Raw genomic sequence first — 16,490 nt, 5'->3', positions numbered from 1 at the left:
AGACACGGAATAGCCGGGGCCTGACACGACGTCGACACAGGTACGGCACGAGATGGACACAGCACCGGCCGCACAGCCGATGCAAGATACGCGGGCCGGGACACTGCAGTTTTAGGAGCAGTGTCCCGGCCCGAACCGGTTCAAGGAGAACCCCGATGGTTGATCAGCTGGACACCCCCGTCCGCTCAGACATTCCCGCACCAAAAACGAAACCCCGGCGCAGCCCGGACTCCACGGCCGGCCTGCTGGCCAAAATCCTGCTTCTGGGCCTGACGGATGCGTTTGCCGTTTACGTCCTGATGGCCCTGTTCATGAACGAGAAATGGACCATCCTGGCAGTAGCCACGGCCGTGACCGTGCTGATCAACTGGATTTACCTGCGCCGCGGCGGCCTGCCGGCCAAGTATCTGGCCCCCGGTGTCCTGTTCCTGCTCGTCTTTCAGGTCTTCGTGGTGGTCTACAGCGGCTACATCGCGTTCACCAACTACGGTGACGGGCACAACAGCACCAAGGACGATGCCATCTCGTCCATCTCCATGAGCGCGCAGAAGCGCATTCCGGATTCCCCCGCCTACCAGGTGTCTGTGGTGGAAAAGGGCGATGTCCTGTCGCTGCTGGTCACCGATCCCGACGGCGGCGTGCAGATCGGCACCACCGGCGAACCGCTGGCCGATGTCGACGGCGCCGAACTCGGCAGCACAGGCAAGGCCGTGGGCGCCGAGGGCTACCGCACACTGACCTTCAACGAACTGCTCGGCGCGCAGCAGGAAATCACCGCCATCCAGGTTCCCCTCGGCGAAGACCTCGATGAGGGCATCCTGCAGACCGCCGACGGCTCCAATGCGTACGTCTTCAAACCGGTGCTGGTCTACGACGAAGCAGCGGACACCTTCACCGACACCGAGTCCGGAGCCGTCTACACCGACGGCGGTGAAGGTTCCTTCATAACGGCCGACGGCGAACGCCTCGCCACGGGCTGGAAGGTGGGTGTCGGGTTCGAGAACTTTGAGCGTGCGTTCACCGATCCTGACCTGCGCGGACCGCTCGTCAGCGTTATTCTCTGGACCTTTGCGTTTGCGCTCGGATCGGTGCTGCTGTGCTTCGGACTGGGCCTGTTCCTTGCGCTCACGTTCAACCATCCGAACCTGCGCGGCAAAAAGATCTACCGCACCGTGATGATCCTGCCGTATGCCTTCCCCGCCTTCCTCGCCGGGCTGGTCTGGTCCGGGATGCTCAACCAGGAATTCGGCTTCATCAACGCCTCCCTGTTCGGCGGAGCCGATATTCCGTGGCTGACCGATCCGTGGCTGGCGAAGTTCAGCGTGCTGCTGGTGAACACGTGGCTGGGGTTCCCCTACATGTTCCTGGTCTGCACCGGAGCCCTGCAGTCCCTCCCGGAAGACGTCAACGAGGCCGCCCGGATGGACGGCGCCTCCGCGTGGCGGATCTTCCGCTCGATCAAGCTGCCGCTGCTGCTGGTCTCCACCGCACCGCTGCTGATCTCCACCTTTGCCTTCAACTTCAACAACTTCAACGTGATCTTCATGCTCACCGGCGGCGGGCCCCGGTTCTCCGACACCAACATGGACATCGGCGCCACCGACCTGCTGATCACGCTGGTCTACAAGGTGGCGTTCGGCCAGGGGTCCGGGCGTGACTACGGGCTGGCCAGTGCGCTCGCCGTCATCATCTTCATCATCGTGGCAGTCATTTCAGCGGTCAGCTTCCGGCAGACCAAGGCGCTGGAGGAAGTGAACTCATGAGCAATTCGACTCTGACCCCGGCACTCAAAACCGTCCCAACGGCTCCGGCACCCCGCAGGAAGTTCGCCGTCTGGTTCCGCGACAAGGGCTGGCGGCATCTGGTGGGCCTGGTCATGGGAGTTTTCGCGCTCTTTCCCCTGGCCTATGTGCTCTCCGCCGCGCTCAGCCCCACTGGCACGCTGGTCTCCGCGAGCGGGCTGTTCGGCACAATCGAGTTCGACAACTTCGTGAACCTCTTCTCGGACCCCCAGAAACCGTTCGCCAAGTGGTTTGTGAACACCCTTGTCGTCGGGTTGATCACCAGTGCCGGCACCGTGTTCCTCGGCGCCTTGGCCGCGTACTCCTTCTCCCGGATGCGTTTTACGGGCCGCCGTTTCGGACTGATGAGCCTGATGCTCCTGCAGATGTTTCCGCAGATGCTCGGCGTCGTCGCCATCTTCCTGCTGCTCAGCGGCATCTCCGACGTCGTGCCGTGGCTGGGCCTGGGCAGCCAGACCGGACTGATCATGGTCTATCTCGGCGGCGCCTTGGGTGTGAACACCTATCTGATGTACGGATTCTTCAACACCGTGCCGAAGTCCCTGGACGAGGCGGCCCGCATCGACGGTGCCAGCCACATCCAGATTTTCTTCACCATCATCCTGCGGCTGGTCACCCCCATCCTCGCCATTGTGGGGCTGCTGTCCTTCATCACGGCAACCGGCGAATTCCTGATCGCCTCCATTGTCCTGAATGATCCGGACACCCAGACGCTGGCAGTGGGCCTCTATTCCTTCGTCGGAGACAGCCAGTCCCGCACCTGGGGCGTCTTCTCCGCGGGTGCCGTCCTGGCCGCCCTGCCGGTGATGGTGCTGTTCCTGTTCCTGCAGCGCTTCATCTCCTCCGGGTTGGTTGCCGGAGCCGTGAAGGGCTAGAAGCCAGCCACGTGCCGGGGCGTGTAGTCCTGTTCCAGCTCCTCGAGATCCTCCGGCGAGAGCCGAAGGTCCAGGGCAGCCACGGCATCATCCAGATGGTCGACGGCGGAGGCGCCCAGCACCGGTGCCGTCACCGTCGGGTGGGTCAGGACCCAGGCCAGGGCCACCTGGGCACGCGGCACGCCGTGGCGTTGGGCCACCCGGAGGACGGCGTCGGCAATGGCACTGTTGGGCACGTCCTGGCCTGAGTAGAGGGAGTGGCCCAGTTCGTCCTGCTGCTGGCGCCGGCTCACCCGGTCCCAGCCACGGGCCAGCCGGCCCCGGGCCAGGGGCGAATACGCCAGCACTCCGGTGCCGGTGGCTTCGCACAGCGGAATCATCTCGCGTTCCTCCTCGCGGTACACGAGGTTGTAATGCGCCTGCATGGTCACAAACGGCGACCAGCCGTTGGCATGCTGCAGTGTCAGCGCCCGGGCAAACTGCCAGGCGTACATGGTGGAAGCCCCCAGATACCTGACCTTGCCGGCCCGGACCAGCCCGTCCAGTGTTTCCAGGACCTCCTCCAGCGGGGTTGAGCCGTCCCACCGGTGGACCTGGTACAGGTCGATGTAGTCAGTGCCCAGGCGCCGCAGGCTTTCGTCCACCTGCCAGAGGATGTGCTTGCGGGAGAGCCCCCATCCGTTGGGGCCGGGTGCCATTTCGCCACGGACCTTGGTGGCGATCACCACCTCTTCCCGCTTGGCGTAGTTCACCAGGGCCGCGCCCGTGATCGCCTCGCTGTCCCCGGCGGAGTACACATTGGCGGTGTCGAAAAAATTGATGCCCAGGTCCAGGGCGCGGCGCAGGATCGGCCGTGACTCGGGTCCGGGCAGTGTCCACCCGTGGTTTCCGCGGCCGGGGTCGCCGAACGTCATGCACCCCAGACCGACGGCCGACACAATGGCTCCCGAGCTTCCCAGCTTTACGTATCTCATGTCGGTCATTGCGGCCTTTGCGTTCGGAAGGAATTCGCGGCAGCGGAGGCAAGCACCGGCACCGTACGGCGATGCTACCGCTGCGGCGGTAACCGGTACAGGGATGTCGCACCGTGGGCAGCTGCCGGTGCGCAGACCCTGCCAAGACGCGGCTTTGCCGCCATATACTGAGCCATGCCTACCGCTCAGGATCCGGAAATTTCCGTGCGACCGCCGCGGCGCAGCCGCCCCGCAGGTGAGCCGGAACCCTCGCAGGAACAATCGTCGCCGGACATCCCGGCGCAAACGCCGACACCACACATCCCGATACCATCACCGGCTTCCCTCGCCCGGCAGATCGCTGGACGAGTCGCCGGCGGGAATTCCGCGCCGCTGACGCCCGAGGGCCCCGCCGGGCTCCTGCTGCTGGCGTATCTGCGCGGGCAGTTTCTTGCCATGCTGGCGGAAGATCCGCGGGTGCGGGCAGATCGGGCCGACGCCGTGCACAAGATGCGGGTCAGCACCCGTCGGATGCGGTCGGCTCTGGCGAGTTACCAGCGGGTGCTGGCCCCGGAGCCGGCGCGGACCGTGCGGAACGAACTCAAGTGGCTGGCCGGAGTTCTGGGCGCCGCCCGCGACGCACAGGTTCTGCGTGCCCGGTTGCACGCTCTGGTGAACGAGCAACCTGCCGAGCTGGTGATGGGACCGGTGCTGCAGCGCATCGACGAAGAGTTGCTGGGTGATTACGCCGCGGCGCATGCGGCGGTTGCCGGCGAGCTCGACGGCGTCCGCTACCGCCGTCTGCTGGAACAGCTCGAGGCGGTGGTGACCCGTCCCGACTTCACGGCCGCCGCAGAGGCGCCGGCCGCCGTAACGGCGGGCCGCATGCTGCAGCGCGACCGCAAGCGCCTGCACCAGCAGGTTCGGGATGCCCGTTCTGCCCGCAGTGATGATCATCGGGCACAAGCGCTGCACGACGCACGCAAAGACGCCAAACGGCTGCGCTACGCGGCCGAGGTCGCCCAGCCGGTGCGTGCCGACGACGTCACCGTGCTCATCGCCGGAGCCGAGCACGTTCAAAAGATCCTCGGCGAGCACCAGGACAGCGTGGTGAGCCGCGAGTACCTGCGCCGGTTGGGAGCCGGAGCGGCGGACCCCGGCCAGAACGGGTTCACCTTCGGACGGCTGCATGCCCTGGAGGAGGAGCGCGGAGAAACAGCCCGGAAGCAGTTCCGCAAGGCATGGGCAACCTTTCCCCGGGTGGCCTGACCTGCCTGACTGGCCTGACCGGGAACGTCCGAGCCCGGCATGTCCGGACGGAGGTATCCCAGGACGGAGGTATCCGAGATGGACCCGGCCTCGCCCTGGGCGCCGCTGCGGCGCCGGATGTTCCTCATTCTGTGGCTGGCCAACCTCGGGTCCAACATCGGCACCTGGATGCAGACCGTCGGCGCGCAGTGGTACCTGGTGGAAAACAGCTCCAACGCGGCAGTGGTATCCCTGGTCCAGACCGCCAATCTGGCGCCCACCCTGCTGTTGGGCCTCGTGGCAGGGGTGCTCGCTGATGCCTTCAACCGCCGGCGCCTCATTTTCGGCGCGAACCTTTTTGCCGCCGCTGCCGCCGGCACGTTGACCGTCATAGCGGCGCTGGGCCTGCTGGATCCGGATTCGCTGCTGCTGTACACGTTCCTGATCGGCTGCGGCGTGGCCCTGAGCGCGCCGGCGTGGCAGGCCATCACGCCGGCGCTGGTTCCCCGCCGGGAAATCCGCGCCGCGGCGGCGCTGAGCAGTGTCGCGGTCAATGCCGCCCGGGCGGTGGGGCCCGCCGTGGCCGGTGTGCTGGTCTCCCTCCTGGGCCCGTCCTTCGTCTTCGGGCTCAACGCCGTTTCCTTTCTGGGCACGGCCGCCGCCGTTTATGCGTGGCGCTCACCTGCCGAGCCGGAGGATCCCGAGCGGATGGGAGAGGCCCTTGCCGCCGGCATGCGCTACATCCGGGCGGCTCCGCGGATCCGCCGCATCCTGCTCCGGACGGCGCTCTTCATGGTGCCTGCCAGCGCGCTCTATGCGCTGCTGCCCGTCGCCGTAAACGGCCACCTCCGTCTCGGGTCCACCGGATACGGACTGCTATTGGGGGCGCTGGGCGCAGGTGCCATTGTCGGTGTCGTACTGCTGCCCCGCGTCCAGGACCGGTTCAACGACAGCGTGATGCTGGGCCTCGCCGCTGCCGTCTTCGGAGCGGGGACATTTGCCGCCGGGTCCTTTCCCGCCGCAGTGCTGGCCGTCCTGCTGGTGTTCGCGGGGATCGCCTGGATTGCCACCTTCTCCATCCTCAACAGCGCCATGCAGCTCACGCTGCCGGAGTGGGTGCGTGCCCGCGGGCTCTCCGTCTACCTCATGGTGACCACCGGTGCGCAGGCGCTGGGCGCCGTCGTCTGGGGCTCGCTGGCAACCGTGTACGGCTATGGTCCGGTGCTGGCGGCGGCGGGACTCGTCCTGGCCGCGGCGGGCGTGAGCGTGTCGGTGCTGCCGCTGCTGCCCCGCACCGGCCGGCTGGACCGCAGCGTGGCTGAAGCGGACCTGGGGATCGAGCCGACGCAGGAGCCGGCGCCCGACGCCGGCCCGGTCACCATCCTTATCGCTTACGAGCTTGCTCCGGACAAGGCAGCGGACTTCGTGCACCTGATGCACGAGGTGCGCCTTTCCCGGATGCGGACCGGAGCGCGGGACTGGGAGCTGGTGCACTCAGTGACTGACTCCAGCCAGTTCCGCGAGATTTACGACGTCGCCACCTGGCGCGAGTACCTGCGTCAGGAACAGGAGCGCACCACGGGGGAGGACCGGAAGCTGATCGACCAGGCAGCCGGGCTGGCCGAGACGGAACCGCGCATCCGGTGGTTCCTTCCGGCGTCGGCCTGATGCCGGGCCAGCCTCCGGGCTAGGCCAGCTGTTCGCGCACCAGCGGGGCAACCTCGGTGCCGTACAGGCGGATGCAGTTCATCATCAGCTCGTGAGGGAGGGTGCCCAGGCTGTATTTCAGGTCAAAGCGGCTCAGCTCCAGTTCCCGGGCCACCCTGACGATCTTGGCGGCGACGGTTGCGGGCGAGCCAATAAACAGGGCGCCCTCGGGGCCGGCTGAGGCAAGGTAGTCGCTGTGCGTGGTCGGGCTCCAGCCGCGCTCGCGGCCGATCCGGTTCTGCATCCGCTCGAAATGCGGCCAGGCCTCCTCGAGCGCCTGCTCATCAGTGGCGGCAATGTAGCCGGGGGAGTGGGCACCCACCGGGAGCAGAGGCTGGCCAAACTGGGCCAGCGCCCGCTTGTACAGGTCCACGAACGGTGCGAAGCGTGCCGGTTCCCCGCCGATGATCGCCAGCATCAGGGGCAGGCCGTAGTGGGCGGCCCGGACCACGGACTGCGGAGTGCCGCCGACGGCGATCCACGCCGGAAGCTTCCCGCCGGCGGTGGGCGGATATACCCGCTGGTTCTGCAGCGGTGCCCGGGTGCTGCCGCTCCACGTCACCGGGGTTTCGCGGCGCAGCTCGGTGAAGAGCTCCAGCTTTTCCTCGAAGAGTTCGTCGTACTGGGCCAGATCCAGCCCGAACAGCGGAAAGGACTCAGTGAAGGAGCCGCGGCCCAAGATCACTTCGGCGCGGCCGTTGGAAACGGCATCCAGCGTCGAAAAGCGCTGAAAGACCCGGATCGGATCATCGGAGCTCAGGACGGTGACCGCCGACCCGAGCCGGATCCTGGTGGTTTGCCCGGCGATCGCGGCGAGGACCACCTCCGGTGCCGATACCGCGAAATCCTCCCGGTGGTGTTCTCCGACGCCGATGAAGTCGACGCCGACCGAGTCCGCCAACACCGCCTCGGCCACGACGTTGCGCAGAACCTGGTGCTGCGGAAGCCGTTCACCGGCCGGGTCCGACGTTACGTCGCCGAAGGTGTCCAACCCGAGTTCCAGCCGCTGTCCCATGGTGCTCCCTGTCCGCGCAAAGTTCATGAATTTGCATCTAGTCTAGCCGCGGCCTTCGGTGCGAACTCACACCGCCCGAGGCTCCCGGGATTTCATTGAGTGATCGTCCCACCGGATAGACTTGGGGACGGCCGCCGGGCGTTTTCCGGGGTCACTTTTGGATCAGCCGCAGATGGTGCAAGCGATCAAGCGATCAAATGATTAGTTGAGGTATTTTGCGAGACTTTAGTGCACGTCTGGCCACCGCCGACGAGAGAGACAAATGGGACAGCCACGTGCAGTCCAACCCGTGCGGCGGCAACGTGCTGCAGTCCGCTTCGTACGCGGAGGTCAAGTCCCACCACGGATGGAATCCCATCCACTTGGTGTTCACAGGCCGCGGCTACACGACGTACAACCTGGCGATCGAAAAGAAGGTTCCCGGCCTGGGCAGCCTCTGGTACCTGATTAAGGGACCGGACGTCGCTGAGCCGTCCCACGTGCCCGAGGTCCTGGATGCGCTGCGCCGGTTCATCAAGGAGACCAAGCGAAACGTGTTCGCCGTGAAGGTGGAACCGGACATCGTTGACAGCGCCGAGGTGCGGGCCCAGTTCGAGGGCGCCGGCCTGGTCAAGACCTTCAACCTGCAGCCCAATGACTCCACGGCGCTGCTGGACACCACACCGGACATCGAGCAGGTCCTGAAGAACATCTCTTCGCGCGGCCGCAACGCCGTCCGCCGGGCAATCCGTGAAGGCGCCGACGTGCGCCGGGTGGAGCCCACCGAAGAGAATATGCGCACCATGTACAAACTCATGAGCCATATCGAGGACCGTTCCGCGGCGCGGATGCGCTCCTACGAGTACTACCACCGCTTCTGGTCCAACTTCGTGGCTGCGGGTCAGGGCCGGTTCTACTTTGCCTTCGAAAACGGAGAACCCACGGTGGGTGCCTTCGTCATCGCCTACGGCAAGAAGGGTACGTACAAGGACGGCGGCTCCAAGCCCCGCCGCAACCAGTACGGAGACTCGCACCTGGTTCAGTGGACGGCCATCACCGAACTGAAGGAAGACTTCGGCATTGAGCAGTACGACTTCTGCGGAACGCCTCCGAGTGACCAGCTGAAAAACAAGGAACATCCCCACCATGGGCTGGGGCTGTTCAAGACCAGCTTCTCGAAGACCGTCACGGACTTCGTGGGCTGCTACGACTTGGTCCTGGACCCGCTGCGGTACAAGATCTGGAACGCCATCGGTGAACGCGTCGCGCGGCAGATTTACTGGCGCCGGCACCAGCAGCCGTTCTACTAACAGCAAGTGCGCCTGAACGGATTTCAGGCAACAGAGGCGAAAGGGTGAGTCCTTTGGAAAACACGTCCGATGCAGACCGCCAAAAGCCTGCACAGAACCCCGATCCGATGGTGGGACTGATACCGGTCATCCGGCGTCCCGGGCAGGAGTCCGCCGGGCAGGAGTCCGCCGGGCAGGAGTCTGCCGGGCAGGAGTCCGCGGCAGGGCAGCCCAGGACCGGGCACCCCAGGACAGAGCAGCAGCCCCGGGCATCAGGGGTTAAAAAGGCACCCGCGGGTGCCAAGGCGCGGCGTCCCGCTGCGCCCGGCAAGGCACCGAAGGGATCGGCTTCCAAGAGCACCATGGGGCTCCCCACCGGTCCGGGGGGCTTCGGGCTGAGGAGCACCAAACCCAAGCCGCCTCCCCCCACCACCTCGGTGATGCTGACGCCCTCCAAAGGCACCTCGGGCGGACTGGGCTCCGGACGCATCCCGGGGTCCGGGTTTGGCAGCGGCAAACCCGGAAAGCCCGCTGGCACAACCCAGCCGCCGCGGAAGCCCCGCTCCCGCAAGACGGTGCCGGGTCAGCAGCACACCAGCGCCGGCAGCGCTGCCCGGCAGCAGGACCGTTCATCGGCAGCCGCCCGGCGGATGCTGCGCAGGCTGGTCCAGGGGGAGACTCCTCCCACCCAGGCCATGTCCATCGTGGAGCGGTTGGCCGGTTCCCCGTACGCAAATCCCCTGGTGCGCACCGCCGGTCCCGATGCCTCGGCCCGGAAGACGCTGGACCTCGCCCTCAGCCTGGCGGAGACCATGTTCCGGTACGGTGCGGGTGCCCTGGAGGTGGAGACGGCGATTATCGCAGTCACTGCAGCCTTCGGCTTGGAAAGCATCGAGGTGGACATCACCAACCAGTCGGTGCTGCTGAACCACTCGCCCAAGGACCAGACACCCATCACCGTCATGCGGGTGGTCCGTTCCTGGACAAACAACTATGCAGGTCTGGGCCTGGTTCACCAGCTCGTGACGGACATCATCGACGGCGGACTTTCCCGTGCCGAGGCCGCCAACCGGCTCAACGAAATCACCCACCAGACGAAGCCGTTTCCGCGGTGGGGGGTGACGGCGTCAACCGGAGTGTTTTCCGCCGCGATCGTTGGCTTTATCGGCGGCGGGCCGCTGGCTTCCCTGGTGGCCTTCCTCAGTACGGTCCTGGTCAGCCTGCTGCAGCGCCTGCTGGGCCGCTGGCGGGTGCCGGACTTTTTCAGCACCGCCGCCGCGGGGTTCGTGGTCACTGCCATCGCCATGATCTTCTGGTCCTTCAACGTGCCGATTTCGCCGGGCATCGTGGTGGCCGGCGGCATCCTGCTGCTCCTGCCCACCGGGCGATTGGTCTCGGCAGTGCAGGATGCGATCAACGGCTTCCCGGTCACCGCCTCCGGCCGTTTCCTGTCCGCGTTCCTGACGTTCGGCGCGCTGGTCGCGGGCATCGCCGTCGCGCTGGTTGTGGGTGCCCTGGCCGGCATGCCGCGGCTGGACGTGACCAGCGTTACCGGATCCCAGTATCCGTTTGTGGTGACGATGCTGCTGCTGGCCGTGGCGCTGGCCACGATCTGTGTGGTGGAGCAGTCACCGATGAATCTGGTGCTGCCTACGGTCCTGACCGGAGCCGCGGGTTACCTGGTGTTCGAGCTGTGCGAGCTGGTGGGCCTGGGGCCCCGGCTCACGCCGGCTGTGGCGGCCGTCTTCATCGGCATGCTGGCCCGCATGATTGCCCTGCGGATGGGCGCGCCGCAGCTGATTGTTGCGGTTCCGGCGGTGCTCTTCCTCTTCCCGGGGCTGAGCATTTTCCGTGCCATGTACGGCCTGAGCGTCGGCTCGGACGACTTCACCGCCGGTGCCGTGGGGATCTTCAATGCGCTGACGGTGATCCTGGCAATCGCCGGCGGCGTGGTGATGGGAGACAACCTCGCCCGGCCGCTGACGCGGAGCCTTTCCGGCAACGACCGCCGGAACCGCCGCCGGTAGTCTGCGGAACGACCGGCCGCGGTTCTGCGGCCACACAGCAGGGCCGGCCTTAGCTGGAAAGAGGGGCCCCGGAACGCAGGATCTAGAGGATCTTGCCGACCGGGGTCTTTTTTTCTGCTTGGAAGGCATCCTCGGTGCGTCCGGCGGCCCAGTATCCGGACAGGGACACCTGCCGGCGCTCGAGCCCGTGACCGGCGAAGAAAATATCGCGCAGCGCCTTCATAGCCTCCCGCTCGCCGTGCGCGAAGACCTGCACATCATTGTTCGGCCACGGTGCGGCAGCAACGGCTGCAGCCAGCAGGCCGGTGTTTCCGGCCGGCAGATCACCGCGGTACAACCAGGACACGGTGACCCCCGCGGGCGCCGTCAGCGGCTGCCGGTCCTCCGGACCGCCCACTTCCAGAAACACCTGTCCGACGGCGGAGGCCGGCAGGGCTTCCAGCACGGCGGCAGTGGCGGGCAGAGCGGACTCGTCAGCGGCGAAAAGGTACCATCCGGCGTCGGGATCGGGGCTGAAGGCTCCGGCCGGGCCGGCGAACGTTAAGGCCTCACCCGCTGTGGCCTGGGCAGCCCAGGGTCCGGCAAGGCCTTCGTCGCCGTGAACCACAAAATCGATGGCCAGCTCGCGGGCCGCTGAATTGACGCTGCGGATCGTGTAGGTGCGCGACACCGGCCACTCCTCACGGGGAAAATCCTGCCGCAGGGACTCGAGCTCGGACTTCCCGTCCAGCGGCTTGCCATCCGGGCCAAACCAGATTTTGCAGTAGGCATCGGCGCAGCCGTTCTCGACAAAACGCTCAAAGTTGGGGCCACCGGCGATGATGCGCACCATGTGCGGCGTCAGCTGCTCCCGCCGCAAAACCTCAAGGGTCAGCAGCGGGCGGGACCGCCGGGGAGCATCCTGCGCGGGCATCGCGGCGGGCACGGAACGGTCAGGCATGCGGTTCTCCTCGATCAACGGGTTTCCCCTACCGTATCGCGTCCAACCGCCAGTCCACCGGCTCCGCTCCGTGCTGCAGCAGCAGCTCGTTGGTCCGGCTGAAGGGGCGCGAACCGAAGAACCCGCGCGACGCCGAGAGCGGGCTGGGATGGGCGGATTCAATCCGGGGAACCCCCTCCAACAGGGGAACGATGGAACGGGCGTCATTGCCCCAGAGCACCGCAACCAGCGGAGCGGGGCTGCCGTCCGGGGTCCGGCGGGCGACGACGGCGCGGACGGCCTGCTCGGTGATCTGTTCCCAGCCGCGCCTGCGGTGCGATCCGGCGCTGCCCGCCCGGACCGTCAGGACCCGGTTCAGCAGCAGGACGCCCTGATCGGCCCAGGCACTGAGGTCCCCGTGCGGGCTCGGGGGAATTCCCACATCCGCCGCGAGTTCCTTATAGATGTTGTTCAGGCTCCGCGGCAACGGACGTACGCCGCGGTCCACCGAGAACGACAGCCCAACCGCGTGGCCCGGGGTCGGGTACGGGTCCTGGCCGATCAGCAGGACCTTGACGTCCGCGAGGGGGCGGGAAAACGCCCGAAGGATGTTTCCCGGGGACGGCAGCACGGCGGAGCCGGAGCGGCGCTCCTCCTCCAACAGGCCGGCGAGCCGATGCAGTTCCGGGGCGGCCGGAGCCAACGCCCGAGCCCAATCCGGTGCCATGACGTCGGCCAGGCGCGCCGGGGCCGCAAAGGGGAACGGTCCTGCCGCCTCGGCGCCGGCTCGCGACGCCGCAGCGCCGTCGTGCCCTGGGCCGTTGTGTCCTGGACTGTTGTGCTCTGGATCATTGGCCGGGAGGGGCGGGGTGGGCGGCAGCGAAAAGAGGGTCGGATCATTGGAACTCACCCTTCCAGCCTAGGCCCGGCGCGGTTCTGCGGTGCTCGCACGCCGTCGGACCGGAAGTTGTGACGCCGGCGGAACCACCCCGAATGACAAGGCTGTTATTTCCGAACTAGCATGGATGGGAAACCGACAACCGATCTGGGAGCATCCTGTGGCCGAAACAACCGAAGCCTTCTCAATGGACGGCACGGTTGACCCCGACAGTCCGCTCGGGGAACAGGAACAGCAGATGCTCGCGCTGGAGCGGGCCTGGTGGAAATACGCCGGGGCGAAGGAACAGGCCATCCGCGAGCTGTTCGGCATGTCCGCCACCCGTTATTACCAGGTCCTCAACGCGTTGATCGATACCGAGGACGCTCTGGCTCACGACCCGATGCTGGTCAAGAGACTGCGTAGACTACGTACCACCCGTCAGCGCGCGCGTACCGCCCGTCGTTCAGGCTCTGACGTCTAACCGGCGCCACCTGAGACCAAGGACAGATACCCAACCATGAGCAAATATCCCCGGGATGAGTTTGACAAGGTTCCCGAGACGTCGTCGCGGCAGGGTGTCCACCGGGAACGGCTGATCCCCTCGCGGTCGGGCAGTCTCGCCCTGATCATTACCGTCGGAGTGCTGGCCCTGGTTCTTGGACTCGCTGCTTATTTCGTCCTGCCGCGCCTGGGTATCGGACAGGGTGAAGGCGCTTCGGCGCCCGCCTCGAATTCGTCCACCCCCGCGGAAAGCCCGGAATCGCGGCCCGCTGGGACGGAAACGGCGGAGCCCGCACCGTCTGCCAGCCCCACGCCGAGCGCCTCGCCGAGCCCCACGCCGTCGCCGACCCCAGCAGCCGTCGTGGACCGGTCCCAGCCTGTGGTGGTGCTGAACGCAAGCGGCATCGGGGGACTCGGAGCCAACGTCTCGGCACTGATTGCGGCCGACGGCTGGACCACCGCACAGGTCGCCAACTGGGGCGGAACGCCCCTGCAAACGTCAGTCATTTTCTACGGCAACGCCGAGCAGCTGCCGAACGCGCAGGAGCTGTCGAGGGTACTGGGCATCCCCAACCTCCGCGAGTCCCCGGAGTTTACTTTGGTGACCGTCGCGCCCGGCCCCGGGTTTCAGTAACCGGCCGAAAGAGCCCCCGACCGTAAAAACTCCATAACGATCCTGCATCCACGTTTGTGGCCCGGATCACGCTGGCTAAAGTGAGTGCCAGCCGTGCGACGCCGGCCCGGGACCAGGCAAGGATATCCGCCCAACCCAGGCCGCCTGTCCGCCGGACCGTTCCGCCACGGCATCCGGCGGAACGAACGAGCGAAACAAGGTTGGAGAAACGCAATGGCGCAGGGGATCGTCAAATGGTTCAACGGGGAAAAAGGGTACGGGTTCATCACGCTGGACGAGGCCCAGACGGATGTTTTCGTGCATTGGTCTGCGATCCAGGCGTCGGGGTACCGCACGCTGGAAGAAGGCCAGCGCGTGGAGTTTGAAATTGGAGAAGGCCAGAAAGGTCCGCAGGCGGAAGACGTGCGCACCGTTTAGCGGCGGACCGCCGCAGCCGAGGCGGCGGCCCCGGTCCGGGGCTGCCGCCGTTTTCGTGCGCCGGGAGATCGCGCCGGACCCGCGGCGCACCTGTGTTGATGAATGTGACGACGGCAGCGATGAGCCGTGATCGCTTGCACTCAGTGTGTGGGAGTGCTAATTATTGACTTAGCACTCTTGCCGTATGACTGCTAAATGCGGTCGGCGTTGAGTGAAAAAGCAAGCCACTGAGGTGAGGACCTGCGGGAGCGTAAAGAGATCGCCCCTCAAGGTCCGTCCGTCGCGGGCACCGCAGTCTGGAATGCAACATCCTGCAGCAAGCATGACTGTTCCGAAAGGACGAAAGCCGTTATGGCCAAGATCATTGCATTTGACGAAGAGGCCCGCCGCGGCCTTGAGCGCGGACTGAACATCCTCGCCGACGCCGTGAAGGTCACGCTGGGCCCGCGCGGCCGCAACGTGGTCCTCGAAAAGAAGTGGGGCGCACCCACCATCACGAACGACGGCGTTTCCATCGCCAAGGAGATCGAGCTCGACGATCCCTACGAAAAGATCGGCGCCGAGCTGGTCAAGGAAGTTGCCAAGAAGACTGACGATGTTGCCGGTGACGGCACCACCACGGCAACCGTCCTGGCCCAGGCCCTGGTCAAGGAAGGCCTGCGCAACGTTGCCGCCGGCGCCGACCCGCTGAGCCTGAAGCGCGGCATCGAGAAGGCTGTCGAGGCCGTCACGGCCGAGCTGCTGTCCTCTGCCAAGGAAATCGAAACCAAGGAGCAGATTGCTGCCACGGCTTCCATCTCCGCCGGTGACCAGCAGATCGGCGACCTGATCGCCGAAGCTCTGGACAAGGTTGGCAAGGAAGGCGTCATCACCGTCGAAGAGTCCAACACCTTCGGCCTTGAGCTTGAGCTCACGGAAGGTATGCGCTTCGACAAGGGTTACATCTCCGGATACTTCGTGACTGACGCTGAGCGCCAGGAAACGGTTCTGGAAGACCCGTACATCCTGATCGTCAACTCGAAGATCTCCAACGTCAAGGATCTCGTTGCGGTCCTCGAGAAGATCATGCAGTCCGGCAAGCCGCTGCTGATCATCGCCGAAGACGTTGAGGGCGAAGCCCTGGCGACGCTGGTTGTCAACAAGATCCGCGGCACGTTCAAGTCGGTTGCCGTCAAGGCTCCGGGCTTCGGCGACCGCCGCAAGGCCCAGCTCGCAGACATCGCCATCCTCACCGGTGGCCAGGTCATCGCCGAGGAAGTCGGCCTGAAGCTGGAAAACGCCACGCTGGACCTGCTGGGCAAGGCTCGCAAGGTCGTTGTCACCAAGGACGAGACCACGATCGTGGAAGGCGCCGGTGACCCCGAGGAAATCGCGGGCCGCGTCAACCAGATCCGTGCCGAGATCGAGAACTCCGATTCCGATTACGACCGCGAGAAGCTGCAGGAACGCCTGGCCAAGCTGGCCGGCGGCGTTGCAGTCATCAAGGCCGGCGCAGCCACTGAGGTTGAGCTGAAGGAGCGTAAGCACCGCATTGAGGACGCTGTCCGCAACGCCAAGGCTGCGGTTGAAGAAGGCATCGTCGCCGGTGGCGGCGTTGCCCTCATCCAGGCCGGCCTGAAGGCCTTCGCCAACCTCAACCTTGAGGGTGACGAAGCAACGGGCGCGAACATCGTGCGCGTAGCCATCGATGCTCCGCTGAAGCAGATCGCCTTCAACGCAGGCATGGAGCCGGGCGTTGTTGTCGACAAGGTTCGCGGCCTGCCCGAAGGCTGGGGCCTGAACGCTGCAACCGGCGAGTACGAAGACCTGCTGGCTGCCGGCGTCAATGACCCGGTAAAGGTGACCCGCTCTGCCCTGCAGAACGCGGCCTCCATCGCCGGTCTGTTCCTGACCACCGAAGCAGTGGTTGCCGACAAGCCCGAAAAGGCTGCACCGGCAATGGGCGGCGGCGACGAAATGGGCGGCATGGGCGGTATGGGCGGCTTCTAGCAGCCCTGGACCGTTCCGGCCCTGGATCGTCTGGTGCACGCCGGAACGGTCTGATCCGGAACGATCCGCCCTGACGCGCTGCTGATTGAAGCAGCACGTTGAACGACTGTTCGGCGCGCGAGTATTTCAGCGCAGCACACCTGTTTCAGTACACCTGGTTCAGTGCAGAGGCGGGGGGGGGGGGGGGGGGGGGGGGGGGGGGGGGGGGGGGGGGGGGGGGGGGGGGGGGGCGGGCGGGGGGGGGGGGGGGGGGGT

Annotated in this window: 14 protein-coding genes; 10 read left to right on the top strand and 4 right to left on the bottom strand. The window is 66.1% G+C overall.

What is annotated here, in order from left to right; all coding sequences use genetic code 11:
• The first annotated feature begins 155 nt into the window (after positions 1 to 155).
• Both QNO00_RS16435 and QNO00_RS16430 read left to right on the top strand, forming a co-directional pair.
• Positions 156 to 1,763 (top strand): ABC transporter permease subunit, encoded by a 1,608-nt coding sequence (locus QNO00_RS16435; protein ID WP_284025282.1) that lies wholly within the window; start codon positions 156 to 158, stop codon positions 1,761 to 1,763.
• Positions 1,760 to 2,677: a sugar ABC transporter permease gene (locus QNO00_RS16430; protein WP_229968451.1), complete on the top strand. Its 918-nt coding sequence runs from the start codon at positions 1,760 to 1,762 to the stop codon at positions 2,675 to 2,677. The genes QNO00_RS16435 and QNO00_RS16430 overlap by 4 nt, the downstream gene beginning before the upstream one ends.
• Here the strand turns inward: QNO00_RS16430 and QNO00_RS16425 are convergent.
• Complete coding sequence (locus QNO00_RS16425; protein WP_284025281.1) at positions 2,674 to 3,651, bottom strand: aldo/keto reductase; 978 nt, start codon at positions 3,649 to 3,651, stop codon at positions 2,674 to 2,676. The two genes, QNO00_RS16430 and QNO00_RS16425, sit on opposite strands and share 4 nt — an antisense overlap.
• Positions 3,652 to 3,825: 174 nt before the next feature.
• Here QNO00_RS16425 and QNO00_RS16420 point away from each other — a divergent pair, with 174 nt between their 5' ends.
• Complete coding sequence (locus QNO00_RS16420) at positions 3,826 to 4,899, top strand: CHAD domain-containing protein (protein WP_284025280.1); 1,074 nt, start codon at positions 3,826 to 3,828, stop codon at positions 4,897 to 4,899.
• A 78-nt stretch (positions 4,900 to 4,977) separates the two neighbouring features.
• Positions 4,978 to 6,546 carry an MFS transporter gene (locus QNO00_RS16415; RefSeq protein WP_284025279.1) on the top strand — a complete coding sequence of 523 codons (1,569 nt, stop codon included), beginning with the start codon at positions 4,978 to 4,980 and terminating at the stop codon, positions 6,544 to 6,546.
• Positions 6,547 to 6,565: 19 nt separating this feature from the next.
• Here QNO00_RS16415 and QNO00_RS16410 read toward each other — a convergent pair whose 3' ends face one another.
• Positions 6,566 to 7,600: an LLM class flavin-dependent oxidoreductase gene (locus QNO00_RS16410; protein ID WP_284025313.1), complete on the bottom strand. Its 1,035-nt coding sequence runs from the start codon at positions 7,598 to 7,600 to the stop codon at positions 6,566 to 6,568.
• Positions 7,601 to 7,815: 215 nt separating this feature from the next.
• On the opposite strand from QNO00_RS16410, the gene QNO00_RS16405 reads away from it, so the two are divergent.
• Together QNO00_RS16405 and QNO00_RS16400 are read left to right on the top strand one after the other, a co-directional pair.
• The gene (locus QNO00_RS16405; RefSeq protein ID WP_229968459.1) at positions 7,816 to 8,889 is read left to right on the top strand and encodes a lipid II:glycine glycyltransferase FemX; all 1,074 of its coding nucleotides are present in this window, start codon (positions 7,816 to 7,818) and stop codon (positions 8,887 to 8,889) included.
• Between the two features lie 44 nt (positions 8,890 to 8,933).
• A complete protein-coding gene (locus QNO00_RS16400; RefSeq protein WP_349643499.1) occupies positions 8,934 to 10,895 on the top strand; it encodes a threonine/serine exporter family protein in 1,962 nt (653 codons plus the stop codon).
• An 82-nt stretch (positions 10,896 to 10,977) separates the two neighbouring features.
• Here QNO00_RS16400 and QNO00_RS16395 read toward each other — a convergent pair whose 3' ends face one another.
• Together QNO00_RS16395 and QNO00_RS16390 are read right to left on the bottom strand one after the other, a co-directional pair.
• Entirely contained in the window at positions 10,978 to 11,835 is an 858-nt protein-coding gene (locus QNO00_RS16395; RefSeq protein ID WP_229968461.1) for a siderophore-interacting protein, read from the bottom strand.
• A 28-nt stretch (positions 11,836 to 11,863) separates the two neighbouring features.
• The gene (locus QNO00_RS16390) at positions 11,864 to 12,553 is read right to left on the bottom strand and encodes a uracil-DNA glycosylase (protein WP_284025312.1); all 690 of its coding nucleotides are present in this window, start codon (positions 12,551 to 12,553) and stop codon (positions 11,864 to 11,866) included.
• A 346-nt stretch (positions 12,554 to 12,899) separates the two neighbouring features.
• Between QNO00_RS16390 and QNO00_RS16385 the strand changes: the two genes are divergently transcribed.
• The 4 genes from QNO00_RS16385 (at position 12,900) to groL (ending at position 16,235) form a co-directional block, all read left to right on the top strand.
• On the top strand, positions 12,900 to 13,175 hold the full coding sequence (locus QNO00_RS16385) for a DUF3263 domain-containing protein (RefSeq protein ID WP_229968476.1): 276 nt from the start codon (positions 12,900 to 12,902) through the stop codon (positions 13,173 to 13,175).
• Positions 13,176 to 13,211: 36 nt separating this feature from the next.
• Positions 13,212 to 13,829 carry a LytR C-terminal domain-containing protein gene (locus QNO00_RS16380; protein WP_284025278.1) on the top strand — a complete coding sequence of 206 codons (618 nt, stop codon included), beginning with the start codon at positions 13,212 to 13,214 and terminating at the stop codon, positions 13,827 to 13,829.
• 213 nt (positions 13,830 to 14,042) lie between these two features.
• Complete coding sequence (locus QNO00_RS16375; RefSeq protein WP_229968465.1) at positions 14,043 to 14,246, top strand: cold-shock protein; 204 nt, start codon at positions 14,043 to 14,045, stop codon at positions 14,244 to 14,246.
• A gap of 351 nt (positions 14,247 to 14,597) precedes the next feature.
• Entirely contained in the window at positions 14,598 to 16,235 is a 1,638-nt protein-coding gene (groL, locus tag QNO00_RS16370) for a chaperonin GroEL (RefSeq protein WP_229968467.1), read from the top strand.
• Positions 16,236 to 16,490: the final 255 nt, after the last annotated feature.

Source organism: Arthrobacter sp. zg-Y1219, assembly GCF_030125545.1.
Taxonomy (GTDB): Bacteria; Actinomycetota; Actinomycetes; order Actinomycetales; family Micrococcaceae; genus Arthrobacter_B.
This window is presented reverse-complemented; position numbering and strand designations above follow the sequence as displayed.

Coding starts and splice junctions, on each gene's coding strand:
- QNO00_RS16435 (WP_284025282.1), top strand. CDS start 156: ATGGTTGATCAGCTGGACACCCCCGTCCGCTCAGACATTCCCGCACCA.
- QNO00_RS16430 (WP_229968451.1), top strand. CDS start 1,760: ATGAGCAATTCGACTCTGACCCCGGCACTCAAAACCGTCCCAACGGCT.
- QNO00_RS16425 (WP_284025281.1), bottom strand. CDS start 3,651: ATGAGATACGTAAAGCTGGGAAGCTCGGGAGCCATTGTGTCGGCCGTC.
- QNO00_RS16420 (WP_284025280.1), top strand. CDS start 3,826: ATGCCTACCGCTCAGGATCCGGAAATTTCCGTGCGACCGCCGCGGCGC.
- QNO00_RS16415 (WP_284025279.1), top strand. CDS start 4,978: ATGGACCCGGCCTCGCCCTGGGCGCCGCTGCGGCGCCGGATGTTCCTC.
- QNO00_RS16410 (WP_284025313.1), bottom strand. CDS start 7,600: ATGGGACAGCGGCTGGAACTCGGGTTGGACACCTTCGGCGACGTAACG.
- QNO00_RS16395 (WP_229968461.1), bottom strand. CDS start 11,835: ATGCCTGACCGTTCCGTGCCCGCCGCGATGCCCGCGCAGGATGCTCCC.
- QNO00_RS16385 (WP_229968476.1), top strand. CDS start 12,900: ATGGACGGCACGGTTGACCCCGACAGTCCGCTCGGGGAACAGGAACAG.
- QNO00_RS16380 (WP_284025278.1), top strand. CDS start 13,212: ATGAGCAAATATCCCCGGGATGAGTTTGACAAGGTTCCCGAGACGTCG.
- QNO00_RS16375 (WP_229968465.1), top strand. CDS start 14,043: ATGGCGCAGGGGATCGTCAAATGGTTCAACGGGGAAAAAGGGTACGGG.
- groL (WP_229968467.1), top strand. CDS start 14,598: ATGGCCAAGATCATTGCATTTGACGAAGAGGCCCGCCGCGGCCTTGAG.